Here is a 20,528-nt window from a genome sequence, read left to right on the forward strand (position 1 = left end):
AGTGGCGACTGCTCGACCTGCAAAAGCTTGACACCCGTCTCGACCAGCTGAACCATCGCGCAGGCGCCCTGCCGGTGCTCGCCGAGCTGGCCGCGGCCCACGAGCAGTCCACGCGGGTGGACGAGGACTTGGTTCTCGCGCGCACGGCGGTGACCGACATCGACCGCGAGATCACCAAGGCTGATCAGGACGTGCAGCTGGTGCGCGACCGGTCGACGCGCAACCGGGCGAGGCTGGACAGCGGCCAGGGCAGCCCCAAGGAGCTGCAGAGCATGCAGCACGAGCTCGACACCTTGGCGCGGCGGCAGTCCGAGCTGGAGGACGTCGAGCTGGAGATCATGGAGCGCGCCGAGTCGCTGCGTTCGGACCTGGTCGAGAAGGAGCGCAAGCGCACCGAGCTCGACGAGCAGCTGTCCCGCCTGGAGGATCAGCGGGACCGCGACGTCCGCGACATCGAGTCCGAGCGCACCGATGTGTCCAAGGACCGCGATCAGATCGCGCCTGGACTCGGTGATGACCTCCTGGCGCTCTACGAGAAGGTCCGCGACCAGCACGGTGGTCTGGGTGCAGCAGCGCTCATCGCCCGGCGCTGCGGTGGCTGCCAGCTGGAGCTCAACCAGGCCGACCTGGGCCGCATCCGTGGTGCTGCTGAGGATGAGGTCCTGCGCTGCGAGGAGTGCCGCAGGATCTTGGTTCGTACGGCCGAGTCCGGTCTGTGAGCGCGGGCGCCGGGCGCCGGCTCGTCGTTGAAGCCGACGGTGGGTCGCGCGGCAACCCGGGCGTTGCCGGCTATGGCGCGCTGGTTCTTGATGCCGAGTCGAGCGAGCTGCTCGCCGAGCGTGCCGCCCCGCTCGGCAAGGCCAGCAACAATGTGGCCGAGTACTCCGGCCTGATCGCCGGGCTCAAGGCGGCTGAGGAGATCGACCCCGCCGCGCGGATCGACGTACGGATGGACTCCAAGCTCGTCATCGAGCAGATGGCCGGTCGCTGGAAGATCAAGCACGTCGACATGCAACGGCTCGCGCTCGAGGCGAGAGAGGTCGTACGCCGGTTGCTGGAGTCCGGTGGCAGTGTCACCTGGACGTGGATCCCGCGGGAGATCAACAAGGCGGCCGACAAGCTGTCCAACGACGGCATGGACGGCGAGACCATCGAGAGCGACTACTGGCGCGACAGCGCTCATGACGTCGCGCGGTCGGAGGAGACGTCCGAGGCAGACGAGACCGTTGAGGTCGCGGAGCAGCAGATCCTGTCGACGGACAGCACCCCAGGGGCACCACCGGACGTCGGGCGCCCGACTCGAATCCTGTTGGTACGCCACGGCGTCACCGACTTCACCGTGCAGGGCCGTCTCGACGGACGGGGCGGGGCTGACCCGTCGCTCAACGACGAGGGCCGCGCGCAGGCCGCTCGGGTCGCCGGCGCGGTTGCGGCGCGGCTGAAAGACGCATCGGGTGAGGCCGTCGTCGTGACGTCCTCGCTTGCGAGGGCCAAGGAGACCGGGGCTGCGGTGGGCCGGTCGCTCGGCGTGGACCCGGTCGAGGACGCCGACTGGGACGAGCAGTCCTTCGGCGAGTGGGACGGGCTGACCTTCGGCGAGATCTCCGAGCGCTTCCCCGATGACCTGAACCGGCTGCGCAGCGACGAGGGCTTCGCGGTCGACGGCGGTGGCGAGACTCACGTGCAGATGGCCAAGCGGGTCGAGCAGGCGATGCAGCGGACGCTCGCGCTCGCCGGGTCCGGCGGCACGGCGGTGGTGGCGACGCATCGCAAGCCGATCATGGTCATCCTGGCCTCGATCCTGGACATCTCCGCCGAACGCGCCTGGCGCCTCGCGGCTTCTCCGGCGTCGATCACGGGCATCGAGGTGTGGCGTGACGGCAACGTCTCGATCGCGTTCCTGAACGACACGCACCATCACGATCCGGTCGGCTGAACCAGCCCGTCCGCGGTGCGGGACCCGCGTCCCAGATCGCGGACCCCTGTGCCACGCTGACGCCATGAGCTACGCCGGTGATGTGAGCCCGCAGCAGGCGTTCGAGGCGTTGCGTGAGGATCCCTCCGCACGACTCGTCGACGTCCGCACCCAGGCCGAGTGGGCGTACGTCGGGGTGCCCGATCTGACGTCCGTCGGCCAGCAGGTCGTCTACGCCGAGTGGCAGACCTATCCCGAGGGCGCTCGCAACGAGGCGTTCCTCGACCAGCTGCGCGAGGCGGGTGTCGGTGACGGACCGACCTACTTCCTGTGCAGGTCGGGTGTGCGCTCGATCGCCGCGGCCGAGGCGGCGACGGCCGCGGGCTCAACCCAGGCGTACAACGTGCTCGAGGGCTTCGAGGGTGGCGTGGACGAGCAGGGTCACCGCAGCGTGGCTGGCTGGAAGGTCGCGGGACTGCCCTGGGTGCAGAAGTGAGCGACGCGAAGACTCCGCGACCCGACACCCTGGCGGTCCGAGGAGGCCTGGCACGCAGTGGCTTTGAAGAGACCGCCGAGGCGCTCTACCTGACCTCAGGCTTCGTCTACGAGACCGCCGAGGACGCCGAGGCGGCGTTCAAGGAGGAGGTCGACCGCTTCGTCTACAGCCGTTATGGCAACCCGACGGTCGCGGTGCTCGAGGAGCGCCTGCGACTCCTCGAAGGCGCCGAGGCGTGCTACGCGACGGCGAGTGGGATGTCGGCGGTCTTCACCGCGTTGGCCGCCCTGCTGGCCAACGGTGACCGGGTCGTCGCGGCCCGAGGGTTGTTCGGCTCGTGCTTCGTGATCCTCGACGAGATCCTGCCCCGCTGGGGTGTCGAGACCGTCTTCGTGGACGGCTCGGACAACGACCAGTGGCGTGAGGCCCTGTCCAAGCCGACGACGGCGGTGTTCTTCGAGACGCCCAGCAACCCGATGCAGGAGCTCGTCGACATGGACACCGTCTGTGAGCTCGCCCATGCGGCGGGCGCACAGGTTGTGGTCGACAACGTCTTCGGCACTCCGGTCTTCTCGCGTCCGCTGGAGCACGGCGCGGACATCATCGTCTACAGCGCGACCAAGCACATCGACGGTCAGGGTCGCGTCCTGGGCGGCGCCATCCTGGGACCGCGGGACTACATCGACGGGCCGGTCAAGAACCTCATCCGGCACACCGGTCCGTCCCTGTCGCCCTTCAACGCGTGGGTGCTGGTCAAGGGGCTGGAGACCATGCGGATCCGGGTCGAGCAGCAGGCCCGGTCCGCGCTCACGCTGGCGCAGGCGCTGGAGCGCGACCCGCGGGTGGCGACCGTCTGGTACCCCTACCTCGAGTCGCACCCGCAGCACGGACTGGCGCTGCGGCAGATGTCGGGCGGCGGCACCGTCGTGACCTTCGAGCTCGCAGGCGGGGAGGGTCGGACCCAGAAGGACGACGCCTTCACGGTGATGAACGCGCTGGAGATCATCGACATCTCCAACAACCTCGGCGACTCCAAGTCGCTCATCACCCACCCGTCCACCACGACTCATCGCCGGATGGGCGAGGAGGCGCGGTTGAAGGTCGGCATCACCGACGGCGTTCTGCGGATCTCGGTGGGTCTCGAAGACATCGAGGACCTGCTCGCCGACGTTGCGACGGCCCTGAGCGGACTCGGCTGACCCTCGTCAGAGGGTGAGCGCGGCCGTTGCGGCCGCCACCGCAGCGACTGCGCACAGCAGGCTCTTGGCCATGAAGGGCAGCACGGGTACGACGAGCCCGGCTCGGCGGCAGCGCTCGCGCCACAGCAGCGTGGCCAGCGAGCCCCAGATGGTCACCATCGGCCCGAGGTTCACGCCGATGAGCAGCGCCATCAGTCGGGCCGGCCGGTCGGTGGTCAGGCCCTCGAGGGCGAGATAGGCGGGCAGGTTGTTGGCCAGGTTGGCGGCGACGGCACCGGTCGCGCTGACCTGCCAGAGGTCTCCGGGCGAGTGACCTGTGCCGAGCGCGCCAGACAGCAGGTCGTGCAGCCCGTGTCGTGACGCGATGTCGACGACCACGAACAGTGCACACACGGCAACGACCATGAGCCAGGGCACCGAGACCCTGCGCAGCGCTGCCCGCTGCCGAACCCAGAGCGTGCCGACCAGGACGACGGCCGCGATGGTGGCGGGTATCGCAGGGGTGATGCCGGTGACGAAGATCGGGCCGAGGGCTACGCATACTGCGGCTGCGACGAGCAGCAGAGGACGGTCATGGGGATCGGCCGGTGGCTCGATGGTGTAGCGCCCAGACAGCTCACGTCGGTGCAGGAGCGCCAGGACGACCAAGGTCGCGACGACTGCGGCCAACGCGGGTCGCCATGACAAGGCGACATAGTCCAGGACGCCGACACCCAGACCCGAGAAGTGATGCATGGCAAGCAGATTCGACAAGTTGGAGACAGGCAGGAGCAGTGATGCGGTGTTGGCGAGCCAGACCGTGGTGAGGGCGAAGGGCATGGCGGACACACCGACCTGGCGTGCGACGGCGATGACGACAGGCGTCAGCAGCACAGCGGTCGTATCGAGGCTCAGCACGATCGTCGCGCCCGTCGACAGCAGGGCCACCAGCAGCCACAGCAACCAGGTGCGGTGCCGTCCGGCGCGCGCAGCCCAGTGACCGGCAACGTCGAACACCCCCGCGATCTCTGCGATCTCGGCCACCACGGTGATCATCACGAGGAAGACCATCACCGGTGCGACCCGGCTCGCGAGGTCACCCAGCTCGGCTGCGGTCATCGTCGGGTCATGGGGTTGAGACGTCGAGCACCCAGGGCTGACCGGTCCGGGCCGGCGCAGTCAGCGTGGTCGAGAACCCATCTGCCGCAACGGCTTCGAGTGCCTGCGGGGTGCGTACGTCCTTGCCGACCTGGCAGAGGTGACGGGCCAGCAGTCCACGAGTGTGCTTGGCCATGTGGGTCGCGCCGGGCACGCGGATCTGCACCCACTTGCGGGCCAGGTCGCCCCGCGGGGTCCAGGCGGCGACGTAGGTGCTCGACCGGCAGTCAACGATGACGCCCCGGCCGGCGGCCGCGGACAGCACGTCATCCAGCGGCTCGCGCCAGGCTGCGGCGACCGGGCCGAGGCCGGGGAGGTTCACAGCCATCGAGAGCCGGTAAGGGGCGACCTTGTCCCGAGGACGGACGGCGCCGTAGAGCGCGGACACCACGACCAGCCAGCGCCGGGCTCGGCGCAGGGCAGCGGCGTCGAGAGTGCCGAGGTCGAGCGCGTCGTACAGCACGCCCGTGTAGAGGTCCTGGACCGGCAGTGCGGGAGTGGTGCGCAGCCGGGTGTTGCGGGCCAGGTCCTCCGTGAGGTTGCTGCTGACGCCGAGGATCTCGGCCGCATCGTCCCGACCACCCACATCGGTGAGAGCGTCCAGGACCCGGTGGCGGACGTCACTCAGCTCCGGGAACGACAGGGAATCGACGTCGAGCCGATGGCCTCGGGTCCGCGCGTGCTTGGTCTCCGAGGGCGGCAGCAAGATCAGCACCCGGCGAGGGTACGGCGAGCAGGCGACAGGCGCGTACCCCGTCCGATCGTCGGGCCGGTCAGCAGGTCTGGAGGGCGTTCGCCTGCTCAGGCCCGTAGCGGTGACCGGCCCCTGTCGGGACTGCCAGTGAGCTGACGAAGTCGACGCCGGCCTGCATCAGGCTCACGACCGGCAGCCACGGGCGACCGTTGTCCGGCGGCTCGAACAGCATCGACGGGTTCGTGTGCACGATCGGGTCGTCGTCGTTGGCGACCGAGGACTCCTTGAGCAGGCCCGTGGTGTCGCCACCCGGCGTACCGACCCAGAGCGCCGAGCAGACCTGATGGGTACGCGCCCGGCCGCCCGGGCCGGTGAAGATTGCCTGCCCAGCCGTCGCGCCGAGGCTCTCGCCGTAGACGTGCAGGTCCGGGCGCTGGTTGGCCGGGAGGCTCTGGATCCGCGCGCTCACCGCGTCGAACAGCGCTCGTGCCCCACGCGTCGCACCGTCCTGGTCGAAGACGTACGCCATCCAGCTCGGGCTGGAGGAGTACTGCATGCCGACCATCGCGACGTCCGCGCCGAAGCGGTGCTCCAGCCCGTCGACGAGGTTGGGATCGACCCAACCCGAGCCGGTCGGGATCACCAGGACCACCCGCGACCGGTGCAGGCCGCCGGCACGTACCAGCTGGTCGGCGGCACGCTGCGCCCGCGCCGTGACGCTCTCGCGACCGGTCATCGCGGCGTACGTCCGAACTGCACCGACAGGGGAGGGGTCCATGAGGACTTGTCCCTCGCTCGTGCCCTGTCCGCCTGCTGCGTGGCTGGGCGTCATCGGCACCATGACCGATGTGGCCACCGCGAGAGCAAGGACTGGACGCCACAGCCGAGCCCGCTTGCGCCAGGCGAGACGGACGCCGCGGCCGAGCAGCACGACGCTGCCGATCGTCGCGGCCATGCCGGCCCAGTCAGCGAGCCCGAGCGGCGCCATCCCGATCTGCGCGCGCATCGCGTTCTGCGACAGGTGTGCCCACACGACGGCGGCTGCCAGAGCCACACCTGACCCGACCACGACGTGCTGCTGCCGTCGCCCGGTCACGCGGGGCTCGGCCCGCCGCAGTCGTCGTACGACGGACAGGGACCCGAGGACGAACACCGCCGTCACGAGGCCCTGTACCAGCGGCGAGTGAGGCAGATAGCCAGGGAAGAACGACAGGAACGTGGTGAGCGCGACGGTCACCGCGCTCGAGGCCCGGGCCAGGCGAAGCGACTGCGACCAGCGACGGATCAGCGGTGCCGCAGCCACGGGCGGCGACTCGATGGCGCTCATGCGTGCACCGCCTGGGTGGGACCGTCGACTGCGGTCAGGGACCGGGCGATGACTCGGCGGGTGCTCCCGAGGCCGAGACCGGCCAGCGCGGCGCCCGCGCCCAGGAACATCACGGCAGCAGCGCCGGAAGCGACCGACAGCGGACTCTCGTGGCCGGGAGTCGACCAGTGCTGGCGCCAGGAGTTGATCCGGACCGAAAGCGTCGCGGAGCTCGCCCACAGGTCGCACACCCCGCGGGACACGGTGTTGCTGCGCTGCTCGCACGCGGCATGTGTCGTGCGGTCGAACTGGTCATCGACGGACCGGCGCGCACTGGCGGGCAACGGCCCGGAGGTCTTGGCAGCGTCTCGGATCAGGTCGTAGCCGAGGTCGTGCTGGCGGCAGGCGGCCGTGAAGTAGCCCGGCAGCGGGATGGGCGACGAGCAGTCACCGGACGGGTTGACGAGGGCTCCGTGCTCGACCTCGGGCTGATAGCCCTTGCGATCGGCGAACCCGGCGGGCAGGGCTTGCCGAGCGGCCAGACCGGGCTCGTGCACGAGGGCCACGACGGCCCTCTCGTGCGTCGGGTCGAAGGACGTGTCAGCCGGACGGTCGGCGTAGTCGATGGTCGCCCACGCGCACCCGCTGAGGGCGAGGGTGGCGGCGAGCCGTCGTACGGTCGTGGTCGTCATGCGAGGAAAGTTAGGTACGCGAGGCCCGAGTCCACGTCGCCGTGAGGAGCCATTCGCGAGTCACCTTCTGGTGCACTCCGACGCGTTGTCGTAGTACTGGAGAGTGACGCGAAACGAACCCCTCGTGTGACGCGCGTCGGTCGTTCGGCTCCCTAACCTGATGCCATGTCCAGACCTCCGCGTCGACGCCTCAGACGCGTCACACGTGCCGTCGGGCGTGGCACGTGGGTCGGTACGCTCGGCCTCGGACGTGCGGCGCGTGCCGGCCTCCGCCTCGCTGCCAAGCAGCCCGACGTTCTCCCGGTCCTCGCCGCCGCCATCATGCTGGCGATCGCCTGGCCGACCATCTGGGTCTCCCACGAGGTCCCGGCCTCGATCCAGCCGGTGCTCGCGCTCATGGAGGTCGCTCCGCTGCTCATGATGCGCCGCTGGCCGTTCTTCGCCTGGGTGGCGAGCGCGGGCGGTGCCGTCATCTGGTTGTTCGTCGATCAGACCGCGAACGCGCCGATGCCCTGGCCGGTCACGCACTTCCTGATCCTGCTCACCGCGATCCTGGTGGCGGCGATGCTCGCCTCGGTGCTCGAGGTCGTCCTCGTGACGGTGGGCAGCGCGACGCTGTTCTTCAGTGCCATGCCTTCAGAGCTGAAGCCCTGGGGCGTCGGCGCGGTCCTCGTCGTGGCGTTCGGTCTGCTGATCCGGTGGCTGGTGCTGTCGCGTCGGCAGCTGGCTGCGCAGTCGGAGGCGACCGAGGTCGAGAAGGCCAGACGTGCCGTCGTCGAGGAGCGCAGCCGGATCGCCCGCGAGCTGCACGACGTGGTGGCCCACCACATGTCGATGGTCGTGGTGCAGGCGCAGAGCGCGCCCTACCGCCTGACCGACGTCTCTCCGGAGGTGCGCGAGGAGTTCTCCGGTATCGAGTCATCCGCGCGACAGGCACTCAACGAGGTCCGTGGGGTGCTGGGCGTGCTGCGCCAGGAGGAAAGCCCCGCCGATACGGCTCCACAACCCGGAATCGCTGAGATGCCAGGCCTGCTCGAGGCAACCCGCAATGCCGGTGTCGACGTCAGCTGGCGTCTGGACGTACGGCCCGAGGAGTGCCCGACCGGCACCGCACTGGTGCTGCATCGCATCCTGCAGGAGTCCCTGGCCAACGCCACCCGCCACGCGCCGGGCGCGCCGGTCGAGGTGACCTTGGACCGTACGGCGGAGGGCGCTGAGATGGCCGTCCGCAACGGCCCGCCGACCCGACTCGAGGACGTACTGCCTGATGAGCACAGTGGAGGCAACGGCATCCCCGGGATGCGGGCGCGTGCGGAGGCGGTCGCCGGCCGGTTCTACGCGGCGCCATCGGCAGACGGGGGCTTCGTGGTGCACGTGAGCGTGCCCCTCGAGGGCCGGCCGCAGCTCGCGGGCCTAGGTTGAGTGCATGACGATCACGGTGGTCATCGTGGATGACCAGGCCATGGTGCGACAGGGGATAGGGGCTCTGCTCGGGGCGCAGTCCGACATCAGCGTCATCGGGGACGCGGCCGACGGGGCCGAGGCGGTCCGCGAGGTGGCCCGGCTGAATCCTGATGTGGTGCTGATGGACGTACGCATGCCCGAGGTCAACGGCCTCGAGGCGACCGCGACGATCCTGTCCGCGCCGAGCCCGACCCGCTCCCGCGTGCTGATGCTGACGACCTTCGACATCGACGACTACGTCTACGAGGCGCTGCGGATCGGTGCCAGCGGATTCATGCTCAAGGACGCGCCCGCGGAAGAGCTCGCCCGAGCGGTTCGCGTTGTCGCGCAAGGGGACTCGCTGCTCGCGCCGAGCATCACCAAGCGGCTCATCGCGGAGGCGACTCAGCGGCGGAGCACGGTGCCCAAGCACTCCCGACTGCTCGACGGGTTGACCTCGCGGGAGCGCGAGGTGCTCGAGCTCATCGCGAGTGGGCTGTCCAACGCCGAGATCGCGAGCCGGCTGTTCGTGGCCGAGCAGACCGTCAAGACGCACGTGTCCCGGGTGCTGACCAAGCTCGGTCTGCGAGACCGGGCGCAGGCTGTGGTCTTCGCGTACGAGCACGGCGTCGTCGTCCCGGGGACCTGATCATTCGAGGGCCCGCAGATGCGGCCGTTCAGCGGACGCGGTGCATAGGGTGAGGCCCATGCCGAAGCGACAGATCGTTGCCCCGCAGGCCCAGCCCGACGCCGGCGCTGACGCCGGACCACTCGAGCAGGCCTTCCAGGCCGTCAGACAGGAGCTCGAGCTGCCCGGCGAGTATCCCGCCGACGCCGCCGCGGAGGCGCAGCAGGCCGCCCAGTCCGTGACGATGCCCGAGCGCGACGAGACCGCGGTCCCGTTCTTCACGGTGGACCCTCCGGAGTCCAAGGACCTGGACCAGGCGATCCATCTCGAGCGGTCCGGTGACGGCTACCGGTTGAGGTACGCCATCGCGGACGTCCCGTCCTTCGTCAAGCCTGGGGGAGCGCTCGACACCGAGACGCGCCGTCGTGGCCAGACGCTCTACCTCCCGGACGTGCGGATCCCGCTCCACCCGGAGGTCCTCAGCGAAGGCGTCGCGAGTCTCCTTGCCGGAGAAGTGCGTCCGGCGTTCGTCTGGGACATCGTCATGGACGCCAAGGGCGAGACGAAGTCCGCCGAGGTCTACCGCGCGCAGGTCCGCAGCCAGGACCGGTACGACTACGAGCAGGTGCAGCAGGCCATCGACGGAGGCACGGCCGACGAGCGCGTCGCCCTGCTCAAGGAGGTCGGCGAGAAGCGCATCGCTCTCGAGCGTGAGCGCGGCGGCGCGAGCCTGCCGATGCCCGAGCAGGAGATCACCCGCGAGGGTGACAGCTATGTCCTGTCCTTCCGCCCGTTGTTGCCCAGCGAGGACTGGAACGCGCAGATCTCGCTGATGACCGGCATGGTCGCGGCCGAGATGATGCTGCACGCCCAGATCGGCATCCTGCGCACGATGCCCGCGGCCGATCAGGAAGCGCTGCAGCGCTTTCACCGGCAGGCCGTGGCACTGGGCGTCCCATGGCCGGCCGAGCAGCCGTACGGCGAGTTCTTGCGCACGCTCGACCGCACCAACACCAAGCACCTGGCGCTCATCCACGCGGCCACCACGCTGTTCCGTGGCGCGGGCTACACACCGTTCGACGGCGATGTGCCCGACCAGCCGGAGCAGGCTGCCGTCGCGGCACCGTACGCCCATGTCACCGCGCCGCTGCGCCGTCTCGTGGACCGGTTCGGGCTGGCGATCTGTGAGGCGCTGAGCCGCGGTGACCAGGTGCCCGACTGGGTCAAGCAGGCGCTCCCGACGCTGCCCGACATCATGCGGGGGACCGACCAGCTGGCCGGCAAGGTCGAGCGCAGCTGTGCTGACGCCGTCGAGGCCGCCGTGATGTCCAGCCATCTCGGCGAGACGCTCGCGGCCTCCGTGGTCGAGAAGCGTGACAAGGGTGCGGTGCTCGTCCAGCTCAAGGACTTCGCTGTCGAGGCCGAGTGCCAGGGCGATGCCGAGCTCGGCGCGGACGTCCAGGTCAAGGTCGCCAGCGCCGACATCGCCACCCGCAAGGTCGAGTTCCAGCTCGCCTGAGTCCGTTGGTCGAGTAGCCCGGAGCGCTAGCGGAGGGCGTATCGAGACCAGGTGACCGTGGCCCCTTGGGGGTCTCGATACGGGCTCGCCCTGGGGGGCTCGCCCTACTCGACCGGCGAGGGGGTCAGCCGGTCCAGGTGCCGTGGTCCCACGCCTGGGCGAGCACACCGTCGTACGGCGTGAGGTCCAGACCGTGCTCGGCGACCCAGTCGTCGTTGTCGTAGGACTGGACGTAGCGCTCGGCGTGATCGCACAGCAGCGCCACGATGCTCCCGGCCTGACCCGCCGTGCGCATCTCGCACGCCAGCAGCAGCGCGCCGTAGAGGTTGGTGCCGGTGGACGCTCCGGCGCGCAGGCCGGTGCGCTCGCGCAAGAACCTCATGGCCGCGACGGACGCCGCATCGGGGATGCCGAGCATCCGGTCGACCACAAGGGCATTGAAGCTCGGCTCGACGCGTGGTCGGCCGATGCCTTCGATGCGCGAGCCACGACCGGTCGGATCTGCTTCTCCTGCATAGCTTTTCAGGAACGCCGACCCCTCCGGGTCGACCACCGCCAACCGCGACGAGAGCCCGCGGTAGCGCGTGTAGCGACCGATCGTCGCGCTGGTGCCACCGGTGCCGGCGCCCACGACGACCCAGGTCGGGACCGGGTGCCGCTCCAGTGACAGCTGCTCGAAGATCGACTCCGCGATGTTGTTGTTGCCTCGCCAGTCCGTCGCTCGCTCGGCGTAGGTGAACTGGTCCATGTAGTGCCCATCGCACTCCGCTGCCAGGTCGCGCGCGACGTCGTACACGGTGCCGGGATCGTCGACGAGGTGACAGGTGCCGCCCTCGCGCTCGATCAGCGCGACCTTCTCGGGGCTGGTCGAGCGGGCCATGACCGCGATGAACGGGAGTCCGACCATGCGGGCGAAGTACGCCTCTGAGATCGCTGTTGACCCGGAGGACGCCTCGATCACGGTGGTACGCGGGCCGATCCAGCCGTTGCAGATGGCGTACAGGAACAGCGAGCGGGCGAGGCGGTGCTTCAGGCTGCCGGTCGGGTGCGTCGACTCGTCCTTGAGATAGAGGTCCACGTCCCACCCGTCGGGGAGAGGCACCTTGATGAGGTGGGTGTCGGCGCTGCGGTTGGCATCGGCGAGGAGCCGGCGTACGGCCTCGTCGATCCATGCGCGGTCGGGACAGCTGGTCGAGGCGAGATCATGTACGGGCTCCACGGCACTAGTCTGGACCAGTGGATGAGTCGGTCAGACGGCCGCGTCGCCAGGTTCGCCTGGTGCCGAGGAACGTCCGGGCTCCACAGGGCAAGGTGATGGTTAACGGCCATCCGGGGCGACCCGCGGGACAGTGCCACAGAAAGCAGACCGCCACCGGTTCGCCGGTGGTAAGGGTGAAACGGTGGTGTAAGAGACCACCAGCGCTCCAGGTGACTGGAGCGGCTCGGTAAACCCCACCTGGAGCAAGGTCGGACAGCATGCGTTCGAGGGCGGCCCGCCCGAGCATGCGGGTAGACCGCTGGAGGCGGCTGGCAACAGTCGTCGTAGATGGATGGCCGTCACTCGGTCGCTGGCAACGGCGGCCGGGGACAGAACCCGGCGTACCGACCGACTCATCCCACACTCTTCGTACGCGCGCTACCGAGAGCGGCCCACAACCGCGACTGCCGGCCCATCACTGGGTGGGCCAGTCATGCGCTTGGTGGGCCACTCTCGGCCGTGCTGGCGAGCTAGCTCCGCACCTCGAAGCCGGTTGCCGTGTGGTGGAGCTGTCCGCCGCCTGCGCAGGTAAGCAGGACCTCCTCGATGTTGATCGACAGCAGCGCAGCACCGTTGCTTCGCCCCATCGCGGCGCGCGACTCCTTCGCGTAGCGGTACTCCAGCTGCGCGTACGCCTGGTCACTCACCAGCCACGTCACCTCGACCGGTCCCGCCTCGCGCTGGACCGTGAAGCGAATGCCCCCGCGGCACAGAACAGCCGCGATCTCCTCGGAGTCGTCGAGGTGGGCGATGAGCCTCTCCAGCGCAGCCATGGGTCCAGACCGTAGCCCCGCCCCCGTGTTCGCTGACCGCGGACAGAACACGCGGGCGCTCGCGGCACCGGCGTTCTAGGCTCGCGGTATGAGCCCGAAGCCGTCCCACCTCGCGCCGGTCACGCCCATCCGCCCGGTTCGTGAGGCCGAGCCTGCACCGCTGCTGCGGGACGTCTTCGGCCGCCTCCTGCGCCGCGCACGACAGGACCAGGGCCGCACGCTCGCCGATGTGTCGGGCGACGCCGGGGTGTCGCTGCCCTACCTGTCCGAGGTCGAGCGGGGGCTCAAGGAGCCGTCGTCCGAAGTTCTCGAGGCCCTCTGCGGCGCGCTCGGCGCCAGCGTGGCCGAGCTGCTCGGGGCAGCCCACCGAGAGCTCACCTCGACCGCACCTCGTGAAGTCACCACCCGGCGTACGACCTCTGTCACCAGCGGACAGGGTCAGGCTCTCCTGCTCGCCGCCTGAGGCGCCCTGGCGCGGACGGTAGCCACGTCGCGTACGTCGACCTGTCGCCCACTCGTCGTTCCCGCGTCGCCCAAGCAGTCCACAGGTCCCGTCATGGTGGCCTCATGCCAGCGATCTCTCGTCGCAACCTGCTCATCGCCGGCGCAGCCGGCCTGACCGCCCCCGTCGTGCTGTCCGCACGTGCTGAGGCGAGTACGACGGCACGTCGCCCCTCAGGGCCGCGCCCCCTAGCGCGCGCCCACGCCCACAACGACTACGAGCACGACCGTCCGCTGCTGGACGCGCTGTCGCACGGCTTCACGTCGGTCGAGGCCGACGTGTGGCTCGTTGACGGCGAGCTCTACCTCGGCCACGACGGCCCCAACATGAGCATGACCTTGCGCCGGGACTACCTCGACCCGCTGCGCGCGATCGTGCGACGCAACGGCCACGCGGTCTACCCGGGCTGGCATCGCGGCTTCCGGCTGCTGATCGACGTGAAGTCCGACGGACCGGCCGCCTACCCGGTGCTCCAGCAGCAGCTGGCCGCCTATCCCGAGCTGATCACGTCGTGGAAGCAGGGCCACCGACGGCAGCGTCCGGTCACCGCCGTCCTCTCCGGCACGCTCGCCAACATCGTGAAGCCCACGCGCGAGACCCGCTGGTTCGGCTTCGACGGCCGGATCGCGAACCTGCCCGTCGGATCCACCGCGGAGCAGATCCCGCTGGTCAGCGACAACTGGGTCAACCACTTCAGCTGGTTCGGTGTCGGTCCGATGCCGGCCGACCAGCGCGCCAAGCTGCACTCGCAGGTGGCCGGACTGCACGCCGACGGCTACGAGGTGCGCTACTGGAACACGCTCGACAGCGCCGGACCGGCTCGTGAGGCGGTGTGGCGTGAGCTGCTGGCCGCCAAGGTCGACGTGCTCAACACCGATGACCTCGCCGGTCTGCAGGCGTTCCTGCTTGCCAACGACTCCTGAGTCCGATCTGGCAGGCTGCCGCCATGGACGGTGGCAGGCGCACCTGGACCGCGCTCTGGTCGCACAACGACGAAGACCGACGCCGGCCCCTGCTCGACGCACTGGAGCAAGGGGCCGGTTGGATCGAACCTGACGTGTGGGTCGTGGGCGAGGACGTCCTGGTCGGGCACGACCGACCGGACCCTTCCATGAGTCTGCGCGAGGTCTACCTCGAGCCGTTGCGGCAACGCCACGACGACCTGGACCACTTCTATCTCGTCCTTGACGTGAAGTCCGCCCCTGACATCTCGATGCCGGTCATCGAACGCACCCTGGCGGCGTACGACGACGTGCTGACCCATGCCACCCGAGGCACCGTCGTACGCCGGCCGGTCACCGTGCTCCTGTCCGGCACGTTGTCCAATCGGGTTGCCCTACAAGCAGACTCGGTGGGCATGACGTACGACGGCCGGCTCGGCAACGTGCCCGACGGCGCGAGCCCTGAGTGGATGCCACTCGTCAGTGCGTCCTGGCGCGACCACTTCTGGTGGCGCGGCGTCGGGCCGATGCTGCCGCGGGACCAGCGGCGTCTGCGTGAGCTCGTCACCGAGGTGCACGAGGCTGGCCTTCGGCTGCGCTTCTGGAGCCTGCCTGAGTGGGCGCCTTGGTGGCGTCGTCGGCTCTGGACGACGCTCCTCGACGCAGGCGTCGACGTGATCACGACCGACCGGCCGGAGAAGCTGGGCCGGCTGCTACGCGCTCGTGAGGCTCACCAGGAGGTCTCGCGCGGCCGTCCCTCGTCGTAGCCGCTGCTGCTTTGCACGCCGACCGTGGCGCGCTCGCGGAACTCGGCGATCGAGCGCGCACCGGCATAGGTGAAGCTCGAGCGCACGCCGGCGACAATCGTGTCGATGAGGTCCTCGACACCAGGTCGCTCGGGGTCGAGGTACATCTTGGAGGAGGAGATGCCTTCCTCGAAGAGTGCCGAACGGGCCCGGTCGAACGCACTGCGCCCAGCAGTCCGGTTGCGGACGGCCCGCGCTGAGGCCATGCCGAACGACTCCTTGAAGAGGCGTCCGTCGTGGTCCCGGTTGAGGTCGCCGGGGCTCTCCCAGGTGCCGGCGAACCACGAACCGATCATCACGCTGCCGGCTCCAGCGGCCAGTGCGAGAGCGACGTCGCGGGGGTATTTCACGCCACCGTCCGCCCAGATCTCGGCGCCGAGATCCGCTGCAGCGGAAGCACATTCGAGGACGGCAGAGAACTGCGGCCGACCGACACCGGTCATCATGCGGGTCGTGCACATCGCGCCCGGTCCGACTCCGACCTTGACCACGTCGGCGCCCGCCTCGACCAACTCGCGGGTGCCGTCCGTGGAGACCACGTTGCCGGCGACGACGGGCACGCGTACGCCTGTGCTCGCCTCGTGCGCGTCGCGTGCCTGACTGATGAGCTTGAGCGCGTCGAACATCTTGTCCTGGTGGCCGTGAGCGGTGTCGACGACCAGCACGTCCGCGCCCGCGGAGAGCATCGTCTCGGCCTTCGCCTGTACGTCGCCGTTGATGCCGATGGCGACGCCCACCCGAAGGCGACCACTCGCATCCACCGCAGGGTCGTAGATCGCCGAACGCAGGATGCCCTTGCGGGTCAGGACGCCGGCCAGCCGACCGTCCTCGACGACCGGTGCCAGGTCGAGGTGCTGGTGGGTCATCCGGTCGAAGGTGTCACCGAGCTCGGCGCTCGCCTCGACGGTGATGAGGTCAGAGCTCATCACGTCAGCGACGGTCGAGAAGCGGTCGACCTCGAGGCAGTCCTTCTCGCTGACGACGCCGAGCGGCCGATCCTCAGCATCGACGACGATCGCGCGCCGGTGCGCACGCTTGCCGATCAGGGCCAGCAGCTGGGAGACCGGCGCGTCCGGGTCGATGGTCACCGGTGTCTCGAAGACCGAGTGGCGGCTCTTGACGTAGCTGATCGTCTCGTGGACGGCGTGCACCGGGATGTCCTGCGGCACGATCGCGAGGCCGCCCCGTCGAGCGACGGTCTCGGCCATCCGTCGCCCGGAGATGGCCGTCATGTTGGCCACCACGATCGGGATCGTGGTGCCGACCTTGTCGGGCGTGGTCAGGTCCACGTCCAGACGGCTGCTCACTGAGGAGCGCGACGGCACCATGAACACGTCGCTGTAGGTCAGGTCGTACGCCGGTCGCTGCTCTCCCAAGAACTTCACGTCCCGATCGTAGGAGACGATCCGGAGCGGTCGTACGGTGCAGACATGCAGATCACCCACCACGGACACTCCTGCCTGCAGCTCGACGTCGCCGGTTCGCGCATCGTGATCGACCCGGGCGTCTTCTCCGACCTGGACAGCATCGAGGGCGCCGACGCCATCTGCATCACTCATCAGCACCCAGACCATCTCGACCTCGCCCGATTCGCCGGTCTCCTCGAGCGGAGCCCCGATGCGATCGTGTACGCGGAGCCGCAGGCTGCGAACCTGTTGCAGGACAAGGGAATCGAGGCGACCGACACGTCGTCTGGCGCAGCCATCGAGGTGGGCTCGGTGACCGTGACGCCCGTCGGACAGAAGCACGCGGTCATCCACCAGTACATCGACCGCATCGACAACCTTGGCCTCGTCGTACGTGCCGAAGGGGAGCCGTCGTTCTTCCACCCGGGAGACGCGCTCGACGCGGATCCGGGTGAGGTGGACTTCCTCGGCGTGCCGCTGAGCGCGCCGTGGTGCGCGGTCAAGGAGACGATCGCTTTCGTCCGCCGGATCGCGCCTCAGCAGGCCATCGTCCCGATCCACGACGCGCTGCTGGTGCCGCCGGCTCGCGCGCTGTACCTCAGCCAGGTCGAGGGCTTCGGGCTCGACGGGGGAGTGGCGGTCCGCGACCTGGCCGGCGCCGGCGTACAGGAGCTGTGAACGCGAGACGCGTTTGGCAGAGTAGGTAAGGCTCACCTACAGTCACGACGTGCCCACGGTGACCGCCAAGAAGAAGTGCTGCAAGGACAAGCCTCGTTGCAAGAAGTGTCCTGTGGTGCTCAACCGGCTGTCCAAGGCCGGGTACGCCGAGCGGCTGAGCCGCCGGGACTACCGCCTCCTGGGCAAGATCCCCGGCAAGGTCAAGGCCGCCGCGCGCGCTCGTTGAGTGTGCTGACAGCCGGCTCCGGCCGCGTCGATAGCCTGGCGCCATGAGCCTTTCCGTCACCTCCTGCCACGACAAGACCGAGTGGGATGCACTCGTCGACGCCGCCGGTGGGCACCCGCTCCAGCTCTGGGGCTGGGGTGAGCTCAAGTCGCGCTACGAGTGGTCCGCCGACCGGGTCGTCGTGCGCGACGGCGACACCGTGATCGGCTCGGCCCAGGTGCTGCTGCGCCGCCTGCCGGCACCGTTCCGGTCCCTGGCCTACGTGCCGCGTGGGCCACAGGCGAAGCCCCAGCACCGCGGAGCCGTCCTCCGTGCGGTGTCCGACTACATCAAGGGTGAGCACAAGCCGATCGCCATCACCATCGAGCCGGATTGGGCCGAGCCGTTCTCACCGCTGCCCAAGGGCGAGGTCGATGAGGCCATCGCCGCAGGCCGCGCTGCTGGGCCGTCGGGCTGGCTCGCGGACGTCCAGGCAGCAGGCTTCGAGCGCAGCGACAACACGGGGCTCATCCCGCGCACACTCATCGTCGACGTGACGCGCGACGAGGACACGATCCTCAAAGAGCTCAGCTCCACCACGCGCCAGAACGTCCGCAAGTCCTTCCGTGCCGAGAACGTCCGGTTCGGTGAGGTCACCGACGAGGCCGACCTGCTGAAGATCCTGGAGATCAACCGGGAGACCGCCCGACGGGCCGAGTTCGCCGTCCACGACGACGACTACCACCGCGGTATCCGCGACCTGATGGGTCCGCAGTCGCAGCTGCTCGCCGCGTGGGAGGGCGATGAGCCCGTCGCGTTCGTCTGGCTCGTCGTCTCGGGCACCACCGCCTTCGAGCTGTACGGCGGGGTCAGCCCGCGCGGCATGAAGCTGCGGCTCAACTACGGCCTGAAGTTCCATGCGATGAAGTACGTCAAGGCCCAGGGCGTCGAGCGCTACGACTTCAACGGCCTGCTCAACGACGGGATCTCCGACTTCAAGCGCCAGTTCGCCAAGCATGAGGACCTGCTCATCGGCACGTGGGACAAGCCCCTCTCACCGATGTACCCAGCCTTCGCCAAGGCGCTACCCATGGTGCGCTCGGGCCTCAAGCGCGGCCTGCCCACGGTGAAGAAGGCTGTACGCGACCCGCTCGGGACCGCCGCGCACGCCAAGGAGGCCGTGCAGGCCAAGGTGCGCGAGCGGCGTACTCAGGACTGAGCCGCGGGCTCAGTCCTGGACGTTGTCGTGCGCCTGGCGGGCCGCACCGATGATGCCGGCGGCGTTCTTGAGCGTCGCAGGGATGATCTCGGTGCGCAGGTCGAGCAGCGGGAGGAACTGGTCGGCGTCCTTGGAGACGCCGCCGCCGACCACGATCAGGTCGGGCCACAGCAGCGCCTCGAGGTGTGAGTAGTAGCGCTGGAGGCGCTTGGCCCACTCGGCGTAGGAGATGCCTTCCTTGTCCTTGATGCTGGAGGCTGCCCGCGTCTCGGCGTCGTGGCCGTCGATCTCCAGGTGGCCCAGCTCGGAGTTGGGCACCAGCTCACCGTTGTTGAGGATCGCGGTGCCGATGCCGGTCCCGAGGGTGGTCAGCACCACGAGACCCTTGGCGTGCTTGGCGGCGCCGTAACGCAGCTCGCCGATGCCGGCGGCGTCCGCGTCGTTGAGCAGGGTGATGTCGCGGCCCAGGCGCTTCTCGAGGAGCTTCTCGGCGTCGCTGTCGATCCAGGACTTGTCGATGTTGGCCGCGGTGCGCACGGTGCCGTGCTGGACGACTGCCGGCACCGTCACGCCGATGGGTTCGTCGCCGATCTGGTCGGCGAAATGGTCCACGATCTCGGCGATGACCTCGGCGACCGCCTCAGGAGTGGACTTCTCCGGTGTGTCGATCCGCTTACGCTTCTGGGCGAACTCGCCCGCCTTGAGGTCGACCGGAGCGCCCTTGATGCCGGAGCCGCCGACATCGATTCCGAGCGGGTGGTGCTTGGACTTCGACATCGAGCGCTCCTTGGGCGGTGATGAGGGTCGGTCAGGGGGCCGTGAGGATCTGCGGGCCGGCCGGGGTGATCAGGATGGTGTTCTCGAACTGAGCCGAGCGGCTCTTGTCGGCCGTGACCACGGTCCAGCCGTCGTCCCACGTGTCCCACTCGGAGCCGCCGAGATTGAGCATCGGCTCGACGGTGAAGGTCATGCCGGGCTCGATCACGTCGTCGTGGGACGGCGCCGCGTCGTAGTGCGGGATGACCAGACCGGAGTGGAAGGTCGTGCCGATGCCGTGGCCGGTGTAGTCACGGACCACTCCGTAGCCGAAGCGCTTGGCGTACTTCTCGATCACGCGGCCGATGACGTTGACCTGCCGGCCCGGCATCGCGGCCTTGATGCCTCGGTGCATGGCTTCTTCGGTCCGCTCGCTCAGCAGCCGCGACTCCTCGCCCACGTCGCCGACCAAGAACGTCGCGCAGTTATCACCGTGCACGCCGTCCTTGAAGACGGTGATGTCGATCTTGACGATGTCGCCGTCCTCGAGCGGGCGGTCGTCGGGGATCCCGTGGCAGATGACCTCGTTGACGCTGGTGCACAGCGACTTCGGGAACCCGCGGTAGCCGAGAGTCGAGGGGTAGGCGCCATGGGCGAGGGCGAACTCGTGCCCGACGCGGTCCAGCTCGTCGGTGGTCACCCCTGGGGCAACTGCCGCGCCCGCCGCCTGCAGGGCCTGGGCAGCGATCCGACCGGCGACACGCATCTTCTCGATCGTCTCGGCGTCCTTGACCTCAGGACCATCGTGCGGCTCGGGAGCCGGCCGATCGACGTACTCAGGACGCGCGATCGAGTCGGGAACCGAACGACGGGGACCCACCGTGCCTGGGCGGATGCTGGCACTCGTCGTCGGCATAGGGTGGAGTGTAAGCGGGCCGCGGAGGCACTTGAGAGC

The 20,528-nt window shown here is 69.2% G+C and carries 22 protein-coding genes and 1 other RNA gene; 14 read left to right on the forward strand and 9 right to left on the reverse strand.

The genetic code is table 11. The annotated features are described in order from the left end of the window. Positions 1 to 17: 17 nt before the first annotated feature. From VV02_RS13290 to VV02_RS13305, 4 genes are all read left to right on the forward strand, one after another. Positions 18 to 719 (forward strand): zinc ribbon domain-containing protein, encoded by a 702-nt coding sequence (locus VV02_RS13290; protein WP_425412295.1) that lies wholly within the window; start codon positions 18 to 20, stop codon positions 717 to 719. Continuing rightward, on the forward strand, positions 716 to 1,936 hold the full coding sequence (locus tag VV02_RS13295) for a bifunctional RNase H/acid phosphatase (protein WP_052592124.1): 1,221 nt from the start codon (positions 716 to 718) through the stop codon (positions 1,934 to 1,936). The genes VV02_RS13290 and VV02_RS13295 overlap by 4 nt, the downstream gene beginning before the upstream one ends. A 64-nt stretch (positions 1,937 to 2,000) precedes the next feature. After that, a complete protein-coding gene (locus VV02_RS13300) occupies positions 2,001 to 2,411 on the forward strand; it encodes a rhodanese-like domain-containing protein (protein WP_052592126.1) in 411 nt (136 codons plus the stop codon). Continuing rightward, positions 2,408 to 3,610 (forward strand): O-succinylhomoserine sulfhydrylase, encoded by a 1,203-nt coding sequence (locus tag VV02_RS13305; protein WP_052592128.1) that lies wholly within the window; start codon positions 2,408 to 2,410, stop codon positions 3,608 to 3,610. The genes VV02_RS13300 and VV02_RS13305 overlap by 4 nt, the downstream gene beginning before the upstream one ends. A 6-nt stretch (positions 3,611 to 3,616) precedes the next feature. Here the strand turns inward: VV02_RS13305 and VV02_RS13310 are convergent, their stop codons facing one another. From VV02_RS13310 to VV02_RS13325, 4 genes are read right to left on the reverse strand one after another with little or no spacing between them, the layout of a single operon-like run. Further along, positions 3,617 to 4,708 (reverse strand): SLC13 family permease, encoded by a 1,092-nt coding sequence (locus tag VV02_RS13310; RefSeq protein ID WP_052592129.1) that lies wholly within the window; start codon positions 4,706 to 4,708, stop codon positions 3,617 to 3,619. Between the two features lie 7 nt (positions 4,709 to 4,715). Further along, positions 4,716 to 5,462 (reverse strand): YaaA family protein, encoded by a 747-nt coding sequence (locus VV02_RS13315; RefSeq protein ID WP_052592131.1) that lies wholly within the window; start codon positions 5,460 to 5,462, stop codon positions 4,716 to 4,718. Between the two features lie 58 nt (positions 5,463 to 5,520). Next, entirely contained in the window at positions 5,521 to 6,768 is a 1,248-nt protein-coding gene (locus VV02_RS13320) for an alpha/beta-hydrolase family protein (RefSeq protein WP_052592133.1), read from the reverse strand. After that, positions 6,765 to 7,439 (reverse strand): hypothetical protein, encoded by a 675-nt coding sequence (locus VV02_RS13325; protein WP_052592135.1) that lies wholly within the window; start codon positions 7,437 to 7,439, stop codon positions 6,765 to 6,767. The genes VV02_RS13320 and VV02_RS13325 overlap by 4 nt, the downstream gene beginning before the upstream one ends. 165 nt (positions 7,440 to 7,604) lie before the next feature. Between VV02_RS13325 and VV02_RS13330 the strand changes: the two genes are divergently transcribed. The 3 genes from VV02_RS13330 to VV02_RS13340 are packed head-to-tail and all read left to right on the forward strand — an operon-like array spanning position 7,605 to position 11,029. Further along, positions 7,605 to 8,861, forward strand: coding sequence for a sensor histidine kinase (locus VV02_RS13330; RefSeq protein ID WP_052592137.1), 1,257 nt, complete (start codon positions 7,605 to 7,607; stop codon positions 8,859 to 8,861). A 4-nt stretch (positions 8,862 to 8,865) separates the two neighbouring features. Then, positions 8,866 to 9,531 carry a response regulator gene (locus tag VV02_RS13335; protein ID WP_052592138.1) on the forward strand — a complete coding sequence of 222 codons (666 nt, stop codon included), beginning with the start codon at positions 8,866 to 8,868 and terminating at the stop codon, positions 9,529 to 9,531. 58 nt (positions 9,532 to 9,589) lie between these two features. Then, on the forward strand, positions 9,590 to 11,029 hold the full coding sequence (locus VV02_RS13340) for an RNB domain-containing ribonuclease (RefSeq protein WP_052592140.1): 1,440 nt from the start codon (positions 9,590 to 9,592) through the stop codon (positions 11,027 to 11,029). Positions 11,030 to 11,153: 124 nt separating this feature from the next. Here the strand turns inward: VV02_RS13340 and VV02_RS13345 are convergent, their stop codons facing one another. Continuing rightward, the gene (locus tag VV02_RS13345; RefSeq protein WP_052592143.1) at positions 11,154 to 12,248 is read right to left on the reverse strand and encodes a PLP-dependent cysteine synthase family protein; all 1,095 of its coding nucleotides are present in this window, start codon (positions 12,246 to 12,248) and stop codon (positions 11,154 to 11,156) included. 22 nt (positions 12,249 to 12,270) lie between these two features. Between VV02_RS13345 and rnpB the strand changes: the two genes are divergently transcribed. Beyond that, positions 12,271 to 12,647, forward strand: an RNA gene (gene rnpB / locus VV02_RS25805) — RNase P RNA component class A. Between the two features lie 110 nt (positions 12,648 to 12,757). Here rnpB and VV02_RS13350 read toward each other — a convergent pair. Continuing rightward, a complete protein-coding gene (locus VV02_RS13350; RefSeq protein ID WP_052592145.1) occupies positions 12,758 to 13,060 on the reverse strand; it encodes a hypothetical protein in 303 nt (100 codons plus the stop codon). An 88-nt stretch (positions 13,061 to 13,148) separates the two neighbouring features. On the opposite strand from VV02_RS13350, the gene VV02_RS13355 reads away from it, so the two are divergent. From VV02_RS13355 to VV02_RS13365, 3 genes are all read left to right on the forward strand, one after another. Continuing rightward, complete coding sequence (locus VV02_RS13355) at positions 13,149 to 13,523, forward strand: helix-turn-helix domain-containing protein (protein WP_052592147.1); 375 nt, start codon at positions 13,149 to 13,151, stop codon at positions 13,521 to 13,523. 104 nt (positions 13,524 to 13,627) lie between these two features. Further along, entirely contained in the window at positions 13,628 to 14,485 is an 858-nt protein-coding gene (locus VV02_RS13360; protein WP_052592149.1) for a PI-PLC domain-containing protein, read from the forward strand. 23 nt (positions 14,486 to 14,508) lie between these two features. Then, complete coding sequence (locus tag VV02_RS13365) at positions 14,509 to 15,270, forward strand: PI-PLC domain-containing protein (RefSeq protein WP_052592151.1); 762 nt, start codon at positions 14,509 to 14,511, stop codon at positions 15,268 to 15,270. On the opposite strand, the gene VV02_RS13370 is transcribed toward VV02_RS13365, so the two are convergent. After that, complete coding sequence (locus VV02_RS13370) at positions 15,234 to 16,694, reverse strand: GuaB1 family IMP dehydrogenase-related protein (protein ID WP_052596978.1); 1,461 nt, start codon at positions 16,692 to 16,694, stop codon at positions 15,234 to 15,236. The two genes, VV02_RS13365 and VV02_RS13370, sit on opposite strands and share 37 nt — an antisense overlap. Before the next feature lie 45 nt (positions 16,695 to 16,739). Between VV02_RS13370 and VV02_RS13375 the strand changes: the two genes are divergently transcribed. Genes VV02_RS13375 through VV02_RS13380 form a run of 3 tightly spaced genes read left to right on the forward strand, consistent with a single transcriptional unit; the run spans position 16,740 to position 18,817 of the window. Continuing rightward, positions 16,740 to 17,393, forward strand: coding sequence for an MBL fold metallo-hydrolase (locus tag VV02_RS13375; RefSeq protein ID WP_052592153.1), 654 nt, complete (start codon positions 16,740 to 16,742; stop codon positions 17,391 to 17,393). 49 nt (positions 17,394 to 17,442) lie between these two features. After that, positions 17,443 to 17,619: a hypothetical protein gene (locus tag VV02_RS26420; protein ID WP_157063403.1), complete on the forward strand. Its 177-nt coding sequence runs from the start codon at positions 17,443 to 17,445 to the stop codon at positions 17,617 to 17,619. Positions 17,620 to 17,662: 43 nt separating this feature from the next. Further along, positions 17,663 to 18,817: a lipid II:glycine glycyltransferase FemX gene (locus tag VV02_RS13380; RefSeq protein ID WP_052592155.1), complete on the forward strand. Its 1,155-nt coding sequence runs from the start codon at positions 17,663 to 17,665 to the stop codon at positions 18,815 to 18,817. A 9-nt stretch (positions 18,818 to 18,826) separates the two neighbouring features. Here the strand turns inward: VV02_RS13380 and ppgK are convergent, their stop codons facing one another. After that, the gene (gene ppgK, locus VV02_RS13385) at positions 18,827 to 19,594 is read right to left on the reverse strand and encodes a polyphosphate--glucose phosphotransferase (protein WP_052592156.1); all 768 of its coding nucleotides are present in this window, start codon (positions 19,592 to 19,594) and stop codon (positions 18,827 to 18,829) included. A gap of 31 nt (positions 19,595 to 19,625) precedes the next feature. Next, a complete protein-coding gene (gene map / locus VV02_RS13390; protein WP_052592158.1) occupies positions 19,626 to 20,489 on the reverse strand; it encodes a type I methionyl aminopeptidase in 864 nt (287 codons plus the stop codon). Positions 20,490 to 20,528: the final 39 nt, after the last annotated feature.

Source organism: Luteipulveratus mongoliensis (assembly GCF_001190945.1).
In the GTDB taxonomy this organism is placed as follows: Bacteria; Actinomycetota; Actinomycetes; order Actinomycetales; family Dermatophilaceae; genus Luteipulveratus; species Luteipulveratus mongoliensis.